This is a genomic window from Wolbachia endosymbiont (group B) of Protocalliphora azurea (assembly GCF_947251865.1).
GTDB lineage: Bacteria > Pseudomonadota > Alphaproteobacteria > Rickettsiales > Anaplasmataceae > Wolbachia.
The window spans coordinates 61,809-75,601 of record NZ_OX366394.1; the positions used below are offsets into that span (position 1 = coordinate 61,809).

General features: G+C 33.8%; 10 protein-coding genes. 4 read left to right on the forward strand and 6 right to left on the reverse strand.

The features are described 5' to 3' along the window. Window positions 1-66 precede the first annotated feature (66 nt). The 3 genes from tsaD to OPR35_RS00310 all read right to left on the reverse strand — a co-directional run bounded on the left by tsaD (window position 67) and on the right by OPR35_RS00310 (window position 3,491). Window positions 67-1,077 carry a tRNA (adenosine(37)-N6)-threonylcarbamoyltransferase complex transferase subunit TsaD gene (tsaD, locus tag OPR35_RS00300; protein WP_007302199.1) on the reverse strand — a complete coding sequence of 337 codons (1,011 nt, stop codon included), beginning with the start codon at window positions 1,075-1,077 and terminating at the stop codon, window positions 67-69. 72 nt (window positions 1,078-1,149) lie between these two features. After that, window positions 1,150-1,887 carry a WD_0702 family putative metalloprotease gene (locus OPR35_RS00305; RefSeq protein WP_012481913.1) on the reverse strand — a complete coding sequence of 246 codons (738 nt, stop codon included), beginning with the start codon at window positions 1,885-1,887 and terminating at the stop codon, window positions 1,150-1,152. 176 nt (window positions 1,888-2,063) lie between these two features. After that, complete coding sequence (locus OPR35_RS00310) at window positions 2,064-3,491, reverse strand: sensor histidine kinase (RefSeq protein ID WP_265024861.1); 1,428 nt, start codon at window positions 3,489-3,491, stop codon at window positions 2,064-2,066. 64 nt (window positions 3,492-3,555) lie between these two features. Here OPR35_RS00310 and OPR35_RS00315 point away from each other — a divergent pair, with 64 nt between their 5' ends. Then, window positions 3,556-4,725, forward strand: a complete 1,170-nt coding sequence (locus OPR35_RS00315) for an aspartate aminotransferase family protein (RefSeq protein ID WP_052264687.1) — start codon at window positions 3,556-3,558, stop codon at window positions 4,723-4,725. On the opposite strand, the gene OPR35_RS00320 is transcribed toward OPR35_RS00315, so the two are convergent. Then, complete coding sequence (locus tag OPR35_RS00320; protein ID WP_265024862.1) at window positions 4,722-8,372, reverse strand: DEAD/DEAH box helicase; 3,651 nt, start codon at window positions 8,370-8,372, stop codon at window positions 4,722-4,724. The two genes, OPR35_RS00315 and OPR35_RS00320, sit on opposite strands and share 4 nt — an antisense overlap. A 97-nt stretch (window positions 8,373-8,469) precedes the next feature. Between OPR35_RS00320 and rimM the strand changes: the two genes are divergently transcribed. Genes rimM through OPR35_RS00335 form a run of 3 tightly spaced genes read left to right on the forward strand, consistent with a single transcriptional unit; the run spans window position 8,470 to window position 10,289 of the window. Further along, window positions 8,470-8,970 carry a ribosome maturation factor RimM gene (rimM, locus tag OPR35_RS00325; protein ID WP_006014540.1) on the forward strand — a complete coding sequence of 167 codons (501 nt, stop codon included), beginning with the start codon at window positions 8,470-8,472 and terminating at the stop codon, window positions 8,968-8,970. A 59-nt stretch (window positions 8,971-9,029) separates the two neighbouring features. Next, window positions 9,030-9,596, forward strand: coding sequence for an elongation factor P (gene efp, locus OPR35_RS00330; protein WP_264336298.1), 567 nt, complete (start codon window positions 9,030-9,032; stop codon window positions 9,594-9,596). Then, on the forward strand, window positions 9,597-10,289 hold the full coding sequence (locus OPR35_RS00335) for an inositol monophosphatase family protein (RefSeq protein WP_007302192.1): 693 nt from the start codon (window positions 9,597-9,599) through the stop codon (window positions 10,287-10,289). Between the two features lie 280 nt (window positions 10,290-10,569). On the opposite strand, the gene hemA is transcribed toward OPR35_RS00335, so the two are convergent. Next, window positions 10,570-11,766, reverse strand: a complete 1,197-nt coding sequence (hemA, locus tag OPR35_RS00340) for a 5-aminolevulinate synthase (RefSeq protein ID WP_007302191.1) — start codon at window positions 11,764-11,766, stop codon at window positions 10,570-10,572. A 64-nt stretch (window positions 11,767-11,830) separates the two neighbouring features. Beyond that, window positions 11,831-13,663, reverse strand: a complete 1,833-nt coding sequence (locus tag OPR35_RS00345) for an ankyrin repeat domain-containing protein (RefSeq protein WP_264685542.1) — start codon at window positions 13,661-13,663, stop codon at window positions 11,831-11,833. Window positions 13,664-13,793: the final 130 nt, after the last annotated feature.

The window sequence follows — 13,793 nt, forward strand, 5'->3', positions numbered from 1 at the left end:
CACTGTAATTTTTAAGCCTACAAAAATTCACCAGCGGCCGCATTATATAGTAGATAATTTTTTGTGCTAGTAATATTTTTCTAATTCCCACTTTGGCCTTGGTGCAAAGTCAAGAGAGTCTACATAGCTTCTCTGTAACCTTTCAATTCCTGTCCATCCAACCATCACTGCATTGTCTGTACATAAATTGCTTGGAGGAGAAAGCACGTTCAAGTCTATGTGCTTTTTTAATCTCTCTTTCAGGAAATTATTTGCTGCAACTCCACCAGTAATTACAAAATCATTGATTTTAATATTTAAAGATACAGCGATACCAATAGCATTTCTGACTCTATCGAGTAATATGTCGCTAATACACTCTTGAAACGAAGCACACATATCACACACATCCTGTTCACTCATTACAAATTCTCGTGCTAAGTTTTTTACCGCTGTTTTAATTCCAGAAAATGAAAGGTCACATCCAGAACGTTTTATCATTGCTCTTGGCAGCTTAAATCTCATACCATCACCTTTTTTAGCTAACTCTTCAATTAATGGACCTCCCGGATAGCTTAGACCCAGCGTTTTAGCGACTTTGTCAAATGCTTCTCCTAATGAGTCATCAAGCGTTTCTCCAAGTTTGATGTATTTACCTACATCCTGTGCAATTAAAAATTGGCAGTGACCACCTGATATCAGCAGGACTAAAAACGGAAATTCAACCTCATATAGTAGCCTAACAACTAACGCATGTGCTTCTAAGTGATTAACTGCAATAAACGGTTTTTGTGTTACGTGTGCAATTGCTTTAGCCATCATTGTACCAATTATTAATCCACCTATGAGTCCTGGTCCTGATGTTGCTGCAATTGCATCTAGATCACAAAAGTTAAGGTTAGATTTTTCCATAGCACTTTTTATTAAACCACTTAAATGCTTCATATGAGCACGTGATGCTATTTCAGGAATCACTCCACCGCACTTTTTGTGCTCTACCTGAGAAAGAATTTCGTTAGCAAGCACTTGCTTATCACTATTTACAATCGCAACTGCAGTTTCATCGCAACTTGTTTCAATCGCTAAAATGGTTTTCATATATATTTGAACTCTTTAAATTGCGAGAACTATAACTTGAAATGTTGAAGAAGTGAACTTTGTTCTGCTGAGCTAATTATCATCTTCAAATATAGAACCAATTTTTTTGCTTCCAGGAGAAAATTTATTAGTCCAACTGCTTTGTACTTTGTTTATATCTTTAAAAGCAGTTTTATCGCTATATTCCTTTACTTCTTTATCTATTCTCTCCATTATTTGTAGATCCAGGTAGCTCTTTTTCCATTGGTTAGTAGCAAGAAATACTCTGTTTAAATCTTGAGTGCGAATTAGATATTCTTTATCTTTAGGATAAACTTCCTGAGCCCAAGCAAACAGCTCAAAATAGCGTGCGAATAACTCAGACGCACGTGATTTTGGAGTTTGGTAAACTTGTATCTCCTTAAATATAATTTGACCAATAATTTTTTGTACCAGAATATTTGACTGCTTTAAGTTCTGCTCAATATCCTGATAAACTTTATAGAGAAATTCTTGCTCTAAGCTTAAGTTCAGTTCATTTTCAACCATATGTGAAAGTTCATGTACTATGATGTAAGGATTTGACCTTCTTAGCACAATAACATACTTATTTAAACCAGAAGAACGAATTGTCTTACACACTCCCTCTTCCATATCCACTAATCCTTCTTGATATATTTCAAACGAGAGTCTAGTTTGCTTTATTATTGACAAAGTGAGGTTTAATGTATTTCTAAACTTCTCAAATTGATAGAGATATTTGACATATTGTATTACGTTTTCACTATTTCCTACTTGAGTTGCTTGTTTTATTAAGTTCCTGATTAGCATGCTTCATTATTAAAGGAATTTTCTTTATGCTCAAGAATTATAAAGTGTTTTCAGGAAGTATAGCTAAAAAAGTTTAATTTACTTACATTCCGCTACTTATTATTAGCCAAGAGGTATCACGTCAGTATGACTTAGGAATGTACTAGATATAAAAGTGCAATATCAAATATATTTTACTAAAAATCAATCAACTTTTCACATGTTTGCTCTTCATAAAAGAAGCTCAATGTTATCGTAGTACCAAGTTTTGCTTCACTTTGAATGTTGAAAGTCCCACCCATTAACTCTACTAATTTCTTGCTTAGAGGTAATCCGATACCTGTGCCTTCGTTTCTATATCCCGAATCTGCTTGGCCAAAAACGGACATAACTTTATATATGTCCTGCTGCATTATCCCTATTCCATTATCATGAAACTCAATAGTTAATAAATTTTTTTCTATATTCTCTTTAATAATCATTCTTATTAAACCACCTTGAGGAGTGAACTTGATTGCATTTGATAACAAATTTATTATAACTTGCTTCATTCTTTTGGGATCGGCGATAACTAATAATTGTTTATCAGATATCTCTTTCTTTAAACTAATCCCTGTTTCTTTTAGTTTAGGTGATAACATTTTTAAGCACGAATCTATTATCTTATTCAGATTAAACTTCACTTTCTCTACTGTTAAACTACTTGATTCAGCTTTAGAAAAATCGAGCACATCATTAATCAAAGCAAGTAAATGTGTACCAGCATTATATATATCGTCTACGTATTCCTTGTATTTAGAGTGATCTACAGAACCTAAAGTTTCATTTTTGATCAACTTTGCAAATCCAATAATAGCATTAAGAGGTGTACGCAACTCATGTGTAACACTTGCAAAAAATTTTATCTTATTTGCATTTTCTTGCTCTAATGCCTCTTTAACCCTTTGTAATTCAATATTAGTTTTATGCTGCTTGGCTAGCATTTGGGTATTGGAAAAGTGCAAATAAAGCATTATTAGTATTAAGATAACCAGTAATAAGCCCATTAATATTGAAAATAGACTATATACCATAATATAAGAGTCATTATAGCTTTGAATGATCTTCAAAAAAAATGAAGGCTTAATGTCATCTTCATGAAATATAGGGAAAGTAGAAGTTAATGTATTTCCTGTAGCGTAAAATATTTCTTGATTGCTTAGCAATTTATCAATTTCATCATTTGTAAGCAACTGGTCATAGTCATGACCTTGAGTATTAAAATTACTGAAAATTACTCTGGCATTTTGATCATACAGTATTAAGCTAAAATTTCTTACTTTGCTTACTGATTGTAACAATTCAGCACGCAATTTTACCAACTGGTTTATGTAATCAAAACTGTTATATTTAATATGATGTTTTTCTATTAGTAAATAATGATATTTTTTTATTATACTATTTTCCAATAGATCTTTTAAGTTTGCATTTGAATTACGGTAAAAAGAAAGAAAATTATTCTTTAATGAATAACTGCGGTATATTGTGCCCAATAAAACCACAAAAATTAATAAGAATAGCGAGATAATTTTTGTATATCTATTTGTTTTTAGTGTAGTAAAAATTAATTTACTTAATTTATACATATTCTTCTCATTGTGAAATAACGTCTTTTATGGTATTAATAAAAAATTAGCATATCATACTTTTATGACAATTTCTCCTATCTTGCCAGTTTATTCTCCTATTAACATAAATTTTTCTTATGGCAAAGGTATTTACTTGTATGATATCGATAATAAGCGCTATATAGATTTTCACTCTGGAATAGCTGTTAGCAGTTTAGGTCATGCCAACCCACGATTAACTGATGTCCTAAAATTACAAGGAGAAAAACTATGGCATATATCAAATACCTATAATATATCTACTGCCAACAAATTTGCAGAAAATTTAATAAACAACAGCTTTGCTAATACTGTATTTTTTGCAAATTCTGGATCAGAAGCAGTGGAATGTGGACTTAAAATCGCTAGGGCCTATCAAAATGGAAAAGGTAATAAAAATCGCTATAGAATTCTAACATTTCATGGTGCATTTCATGGAAGGACATTTTTAACTTGTGCAACAAACGATAGACAGAAATTTTCTGAATTACTGAATCCTTATATTGACTGGTGTGATAACATAGAGCCCAATATTGAGAGTGTAAAGAAAGCAATTTCTAATGGCATAGGTGTTATATTAATAGAACCAATACAGGGACAAGGTGGTATTAAAGTAATGAGTGAAGTCTTCATGAAAGAGCTAAGAGAACTATGTAACGAAAACGACATACTGCTATTTTTTGATTGCGTTCAGTGCGGTGCTGGCAGGACAGGAAAGTTATTTGCATCTGAACACATAGGAATTAAGCCTGACATATGTGCTCTTGCAAAAGGAATAGGAGGAGGTTTCCCTCTGGGGGCTTGTCTTGCAACTGAAAAGGTTGCTAAGTACATGGCGGTCGGTATGCATGGTTCTACTTTTGGTGGTAATCCACTTGCAACTTCAGTAGGTAATGCTGTATTGGATGAATTGCTCGGCCCTGGCTTCTTAGAAAATGTTGAAGTTAGAGGTAAGTCTTTAAAAAACAAACTAGAGGACTTAGCAAGCAAGTTTCCAATGATAGAAGAAGTGAGAGGAAAAGGGTTGATGCTAGGAATAAAAGTAAAAATGAATAACCAAAAATTTGCAGAAGAGCTAAGTCACCGTGGTTTACTCACTGTTGGAGTAACATCAGATAACGTTGTAAGAATCTTGCCTCCACTCATTATCACTGAAAAAGAGATTGATGAAGGCATTGAAATCCTCACTCAGTATTTATCTGAAAAGTTCTAGTTAAAAACTAAACCTTCCTGCTCACTAGTTGTTGGCTGTATCAAAATTGCAGATAAAGCAGTAGATACAACTTTATCAGCTACTTCATTTGTACACTTTGCCTTTTCCTGTTCTCTTATCAGTGTAAGCTCATTTATATCACTTAGTGAGTCAAATTTTGTTATATCCTCAAATATAAACGATTGCACGATGTCTTTCGGAATATTGAGAAAAGCCGAGTTACCAAGCGATAATGTCATATCTAACAAACTTTTCATTGAGCCGTTTCTCAAAACACATTTAGACAGTTCTCCTAAAAGAATTGGCACTCCAAAAATAAAAAATGCTCCTCTCACTAAATAGGTCGTTATTTCATATAACAATGCACCACACAAGAGTGCCAGTGGTCCAAATACTATAAAACCGCAAAGTAAAGGCAATTGCATGGTCTGACCTGATGATATTCTACCTATAAGCTCCATTGAAATTATAAACCCAATAAGTAACATAGCTCTACCTAGATATGTCCTTTCTTTAGAGCGTTTGTTAAAGTTTTTCTCACGTAACTTAGAAAAATCATTATTGACTCTTACGTCAAAAATATTATGGCCATTTTTTAATTTGAGCTCCAAGTTCTCTATTCCATGACGCCACTTATGGCACCTTACAACTTCATTAATTACCATACTAATTCGATCATTGATCTTGCATAATTTGCTTTCTTGATATAAATCTCCTTGATAATACTTTTCTCTAAATTTCACACAGTCTAATTTCTTTAAATCAGATAAAAAATCTTTAATTTCTTGTGCCATTTTATCAGTATCACCTCTGTAGCCTACAGCTTTCAAAATTGCTGCTAAGTGTTCATTTTCAATTTGAGCAATTGTTCTATCTAATGCACGTATATATTGCTTGGATTGAAAATATGAGATGATTTTTTCTTTACATCTATCCTCATTGCCTTCGTACAAACTATTTCTTTTGAAACTGCTGTCATGTTCTTTGGCAATTTCTAATGCATGAACCAATACATTTTGCGCCTTCACACTACTTTCACAGTGACAGTTTCTGATTATGTGTACATACGCTCTTGCACTGGTATCTCCAGATTTATCTATATTGTACGCTTTAGCCAAAAAGACTAAATAGTCAAACCCTGCCCAAAGATAATACATTACCTTTGTTATAGCACTCCCCACAGAAAATAAAGCTGAGCGTGTGCAAGATAATTTACCGTTGTTTTTAATTCTGTTCTCATATGAACGAAGGTATGCCTCTGTACTTTTTAAAATCCTATGTAAATCTTGTTCTGTCTTTTTGACATCAAAATCATTTATATCATGAACTTTTTCATACGTTTCTTTTATCAAATCACTAGAAAACTTCTTCAGAGCTGAATCATCAATATTTCCTAATGCATCAATATTTTTACTAATATAGATTTCTATTTTTCTTCCAAGTTCTTCTCCCATTCTATTTTTTAGCAACTTATTGTATTTATTAGTAGCTGGAAACAAAACTTTCTGACAAAATTTCTGTGGTTCCTTTTTAAAATTTGCTAAGATCTTATTCACAAATAGCTCAACTTCTTCACCTGCAGCAGCGAAAAACCATGATTGTCTGCTCTCATTACGCTCTCTATTTCTTCCAAGATTCTGTAGGGCTTCAGATGGATTATTGAACTGACTAACCGAATCTGCAAATATTGATGCAACATGATTATATTCACTATCAAATCCACGACCTTTCGATCCATCTATAACCGTTGTCAACGCATATTTAGCCAATGAATCAAAATCTCTTTTTTCATAATCACAATAAATAGTTCGATATTTACCTATTTGATTACGTATTATCGCTGAAAAGGGTCTATTTTCTCCAATACCAAGATCATTTTTCCCAATTCCTGCAAAGATACATTTATTTTGTTTGCAGAAATCAATGAGACTATGTAGTATACCTTCCTCTCTTTCCATGAGGTCATGGAGCTCTTTGCTTAAGCGCCAATTATCAACTATTAAGCTGCATTGCTCATTATCACTTTTACTCAGTGCTTCAATTACTGTCTTTATTTGCAGTAAGAGCTCATCTCTAGCAAATTGCTCACTAAAGCCTTTTCTCTCTAGGTAGCTTATAATATTGTTATCATTAGTGGTGCTAACATTCTTTTTAACATCTTCTATCAATTCACTCAAACCTTCTCTTCTTTTTTTATCTAAAGTAATATTATCACACTTCATTAAATATGAGAGAGTAAGATCGATCATTGAATGCATTACTCTATATTTTAGATATTCAGCAGTACTACTGAAATCCACCTTTTCTTTTAATTCAGATATCTGCTCTTCTGTCAGACTAGGATGTTGCTTTTTAACGCAGCTTATAAAGTTCGCTTCGCGTAACTTGAGCCTATAGTCTTGATAAGACATCCCTTCAGGCTGAAATTTATTATACACTTCATAACGTGTACTACCTTCATATACTAAATTATCTCTACCCTGCAACGCAAAGTTAAGATTAACTATACTATTTACATCATCAGCTAAAAGCAGAGCACTTTCTCCAATTGGGCTTTGCACATTCCATCTTATAGAAGTTAATAAATCATCGGTATCAACAAGCTTATTGTAATTAAAAACTTCTTCGCTCTCTTCAACATATTCATGAGCTGGGCTCGATTTTTCTCTAGTAAATAAGCTACGCACGTTAGCAAGAAATCTAGAAAGCAGTTCTTTTGACTCTACACCAGTTGCTTTAGTTAGTACCCACCAAATTGGCAACATTACTATACCAAATATAAACATAGAAATTGTATAATATAAGTTTCCAATCAAAGCAGAATACAGCCAATAATCTGAAGTGAGACCAATTACGGCAGCAACATTACTATTTATAATAGGAAACAATATAGCTAAAGATATTATGGAGGTAGTAACATTAACTGCAAACGCTTGATTGAAATTTGCTCTTCTATTGGTTTTTGCAATAACACTTGCTGTTTCGATAGCGTTTGCAATACAACGTCTACTCAATCTTGTCGGGCTGATAACTTTTCCGCATCTATTTAAAATCCTTCTCTTTGGTGTTGCAGTGAGGTAAGTCGTAGGATATTTCTCATCAAGCTTGCACATGTTCTCAAAATCCTGCTGCTTATTAATACTGTCTGCTTCATCAACACTAATCCACAACTTGGTATTTTGGTCTTTTAATTTCCGATCATTTTCTTGCTGTAATAGCAGGTCATGTGTTATTATAATTATTGTAGGTTCAGTTTCCTGCAGTGCATTTTTAATTTCCTCAGCAGTTTTGGGTGTCCTAATGTTTACAGTAAATGCACTACTCATCATTTTTTTAGCTTGGTTTACTAGATCACTGTTTGGTACTGCAACCAGATGATGAAACCCTGCTTGGGCTAGTACATGGCTCCACATTCCAATATCGTAAGTCTTGCCAAACCCAGTTTCTGCATCGATCAGAACATTACAGTTAGTAGTAGAAGGGTTGCGTAAATGTTCTAATGCCTCTTCAACAACAGGTTTACGACGTGCTACTATTATAGATTCCTTTGTATCATCAAGTTTTATAGATTCACCTTTTAGCTTGCAGTTGATTTTTTCTAAGCTACTTATAATACTTTGCTTTTCTTGATTGCTGATGGAACTCACACATTACCCGCTATAATTATTACAATATTAATTGTATGTTAATTCAGTAAATTGTCAATTCTATGGACAAAAAGCTGATTTCAACTATCATATTAATATGAATATATGCCTCGGAATAATTACTTCTCCTCATGGAATCAAAGGAGCTGTCAAAATAAAAACCTTTACTGAAAAGCCCGAAAATATTTTCCTATATGGTGAACTAATAATCGGAAGTGAAAATTATAAAATAAGCTTGGTGTCTGTTGTCAGTAATAATTTAGTAATAGCAACAATTAGCGGTGTGAATTCCCGTAATGAAGCAGAGCTTTTAAGAAATAAAAAGTTATATATAGAAAGAGATAAGCTACCACAGTTAAATGATGAGGATGAATTTTACCAAGATGATCTTGTGAATATGGAAGTAAGACTAGAGAGTAATGAATTATATGGCTATGTGAAGTCTGTGAATAATTTCGGCTCGGGGGATATATTAGAAATTTTGGTTATCAGCACAAAAAAAAACATTATGTTATCTTTTACTAAAGAAGTATTTCCATACATCAACATGAAGGAAAGGTATATAGTAATCAACATGCCAGAATTCATTGGCCAATAAAAATTTTGATATTTGTATAAAGTTATTTATAATAATCAGACCAAATTAAAAGTGTAATTATGGCAGAAAGGGCTAATGATATCAGGCCAGGTCAGGTACTAGAACATAACGGTGGTTTATTTTCGGTTATAAGTATTATGCATACTCAACCTGGTAAGGGTGGTGCTTACATACAAGCTGAAATGAAAAATATCAAAACTGGAGCAAAGCACTATGAAAGATTCCGCTCTGATGCAACAATCAGAAGGGCAATTTTAGATGAAGAGGAATATGTTTATCTCTTTACTGAAGGGAATATCGTAAATCTTATGCATCCAAGTAATTACGAGCAGATTGTTATAAATTTAGACTTATTAGGAGAAAAGAAGTCTTATTTGCAAGATAATATGAAAATTAAAGTAGTAACTTATCAAGATAAAATAATTTCTGCACATGTGCCTGATCACGTTACACTAACTGTAAAAGAAACAGAGTCTGTTATCAAAGGTCAGACTGTTACTGCTTCTTATAAGCCTGCAATTTTGGAAAACGGAATACGCGTTAACGTGCCTCAATTTATAAAAGAAGGTGATAAAATTGTAGTACATACTCCTGATAACAGCTATTACGAAAGAGTGAAAGAGTAAATGGCAATTTCATCACCACGAATCAATGTGATGCTTGATTCTGTACGCAGTGCCTCCAAGCAGCTTATACGTGATTTTAATGAATTGCAAATTTCAAGCGTTAAGTCAGCAGACTTTATCAATAAAACTTATTCAAAATCCAAGCAACTTATATACGATTGCTTGAAAAACTACAACCAGAACTATGACTTTATTTTTGAAGACGATGTGGGCCAAGATCTAAAAGACGGCGGTTATACTTGGTTTATTATGCCTATAGAAGGCAAGGAAAACCTTTTTAGTTGTATGGTTTATTTTGCAGTATCAGTTTGTCTCATTCATAAAAACAGAGTTGTAGCAGCTGTGATTGATGCTCCAGCCCTTAGAGAAACTTTCTGGGCAGAGGAAAAGAAAGGAGCTTTTCTTGAAGATTTCAAATCTCGCCATGTAAAAATGCGGATGAAAGCTCGTGAAGGGGGAATAATAGACATAAGTGGTAATTTGTTAAATAAATTACCACTTGACAATAATAATCTACGCTCCCTTGGCTCAACGGTACTAGGTTTTGCATATCTTGCTGCCGGAAGATACAATGGAATAATTTACTCTGGAATTAATAAATATAAAACTTCACTCGGTAGGCTTTTTCTGCAAGAAAGCGGTGGGAGATTAAGGGAAGATAACGCGCTTGTCATTGCTGGAGATATAAACTAAAGTTCATTCAAAAGAGCAAAAGTCACGTAGTGAAAATAATAAATGGTCTTACCTACCCCTCATTGCAGCAGGGTAGCAAAATAAGATAGACGAGAAAAGACAACTATAGGAACAAATAGTCAGTGTGTGACAATGGCATCTAGTCCTTTTGCACAAAAAATGTTGTAAAGTAACTTAGTTGGATCCCAGTGTTAGCTACTTTCATGACAAGAAATAAAGCACTGATTTTGTACATTAACCATGCTTTTAAATAGATACCTTATTCTTGGCAACTTTAAACTCAACAACAGACACAAACAGATAATTTCTCAAAAACTTTTACAAGAGATTTTGTTAAATGCTCTATCATTTCATTTGTATGGTAAGGCGTAGGAGTAATACGGAAGCGCTCAGTCCCCTTTGAAACTGTTGGGTAATTTATATGTTGTACATATATTCCATACTCATCAAATAACAATTTTGATGCTTTTTTGGACAACTCAGGATCGCCAATTATGATTGGAATTATATGAGTTTCTGTTTGCATAAAATTCACTCCTGCATTTCTCAGTGAGTCTTTTACTTTCTCAACCACCTGCTTCTGCTTTTCTCTTTCAATGTTGCTTGATTTTAGATGCTCAACGCTTGCCTTTGCTGCTGCTGCTAAAACGGGCGACATAGCAGTAGTAAAAATAAATCCTGGGGCTGAACTTCTTATTACATCCACCAAGCTCTTTGAAGACGCTATATATCCACCCATCACTCCAAAAGCCTTTGATAATGTACCCTGAATAACAGTTATTCTATCCATCAAACCTTCTCTTTCTGCAATTCCGCCACCGCGCGGTCCATACATGCCAACTGCGTGTACCTCATCCAAATAGGTAATTGCATTATACTGATCTGCTAGATCACATATCGCTTCAAGCGGTGCTACATCACCATCCATTGAGTATACAGATTCAAGTGCTATTATTTTCGGCGTTTTTATATCTATAGACTTTAGCAACTGCTCTAAGTGATCAACATCATTATGCCTAAATATGTGCTTCGGTCTTTTTCCTGATTTTATACCTTCTATCATTGAAGAATGGTTTTTCTCATCTGAAAAAATTACCACGCCCGGAATAACAGACGATAAAGTACTAAGTGTAGTTTGGTTGGCAAGATAGCCACAAGCAAAAGTTAAAGCAGCTTCTTTTTGATGCAAGTCAGCCAAAGATTTCTCGAGCTCAACAACTTCCTTTGTTGTACCTGATATATTTCTTGTTCCTCCAGCACCAACAGATGAATTTTGAATAGCAGCAATGACACTATCGTTTTGTGACATTCCCAGATAATTATTACTGCACCAGACAATAACCTCTCTATTTCTTTCATAATCCATAATATAGGGAAGTTTGCCAGGTAATGACGCAAAATGCGTAAATTCACGATAGCGCCCTTCTTCTTTTATATCTTTGATTTTATTTAAGAATATTTTTTCGTAGTCTACCAAGTTTTTATCTATTAACAATCAATATAATTATAATAAATTATTAAATGATAGACTACTATATTTATTACTTAGACTGACATTCTTCTGTCTGCATAACCTTTGTGACCTGATTATCCTCAACTAAGCTTTTAGGCCTATAGCAGTACGTAATTGTAGCTGCAATAAGACAACAAACTGCAACTGCTATTCCTATTGCTAACATTTCCAAGTAAACTGCAACAGCTGCTCCTAAGGCAATAACAGTTATTGCAAGCGCAGAAGCAGCTACGACATACTTTTTTGTGTTTTGTGGATCATTCTTTGAATTGCTTGGTACGGTTGCTGAATAGCCTAAAGATGACATAAATTCCAAAAATCCCTTATTTCCTCGCTTTTTTGCCATATCTAAAGAGCTTCCTTTCAAAAGAGTATCTGATGGTTTATTAATAATTGGATCGTTTTCTAAATACGGGCTTGTACCATTGTCTATTAGCAATTTTGCAGATTTTTTATGCCCTTCATTTATTTTTCGATTATAAGCTATAACATGTAGCGCAGTACCAATATCCCTACTTTGTGTATTAACATACTTTTTTTTATCTTTTGCTGCACCTATCAAAATGGCAACTACATCAGAATGACCATTATCAGCAGCTAAGTGCAATGCAGTTTCACCATTATGATGTTGTAAATAAAGATCTGCCTTTTTTTTTAAAAGTAATTCCACCATTGCCGAATTACCTTCTGCAGAAGCATACATCAAAGGAGTAAGATTATATCGTTCTTTAGCATCAACTGTTGCGCCACGCTCTATTAGCAATTCTGCAACATCTGAATGTCCACTATATGCTGCTTCATGTAAAGGAGTTACTCTGCTGCCTGTACTGCTTACTGAATTAACATTTGCGTCATTATCAAGTAAAAGCTTCACAAAATCTTTATGACCACTCTTGGCAGCTAAATGAAGTGCAGTGTCACCACCTACTTTTGTTTTTGATTTAATCTCAATATTTGCACCACATTCTAGTAAATGCCTGCCAAGCTCAACATTACCTTTTTGTGCTGCAACGTGTAAATGAATAAATCCATCATTATCATAATCTGTGAAACGTTCATTAATATCGTCTAGTAAACTTTCCCTACCAGCTTTTAATTCCTCAGAAATGATAAGTGTTACTTTACCATTTTCATACTCTACTTCACCATTATGAAATTTAAGTGTGAACTCTAAAATAGCATCAACCCTGCATATTTCCCTATTTGTATCAAGTTTCCTGACAGGCATACTTGGACAATACTGAACATTGAGAGAACCTTGGCTATTATATACAATACTTATCTTTCTATCATTGGCATGAGGCAAGATTAGTTTATGCTTAGAGAATATAGGAGAGAGCTGCATTAACAAAGAGCCATCATACCCAGCTTGATTGCAACTAGTAATTAACTCTTCCAGTATATAGTCATTTGGAACCTCTGCTTTAGCATGTTTAAAAATTTCCGTAAAAACATACTTTGCAAACAGACGTTTATCATCTCCCTCATTATATTTATCATATAACCCTTTAATGAAACTATTATCTATAGTGCGATCATTGATTACAAAAAAATCCGTTCTATATAGGTCTTGATAAGCTGTGTTACCAGACTTTACATCTTCATTATTCTCATCTGCCTTTACTTGACCCAGCAGAGATTGTGTTAGCTGAAATTCTAACGTAGTTACTGCACTAGATTTAGTATCAGAATTATTAACGCCAGATTCCTCTTGACTTTCATTACCTGAATCCTCAGAACGACGGCGCTCTTTTTCCTCTCGTTCTAAAATTTCAAACCCTTCTTCAGTTCCCGAATCCCTAGAATCTGATTTCTTTAAAATTTTGTTTGATTCCTGTGATACAAAATCTGAACCTAACATGTTTTTCCTCACTAATTAGTAGCTAAGCTAAGTGTAGCATTAAATGGCAATTTTGTCAACTTAGCAAGCATCTCTTCGTAGTCTACCAAGTTTTTATCTATTAATAATCAATATAATTATAATAAATTAT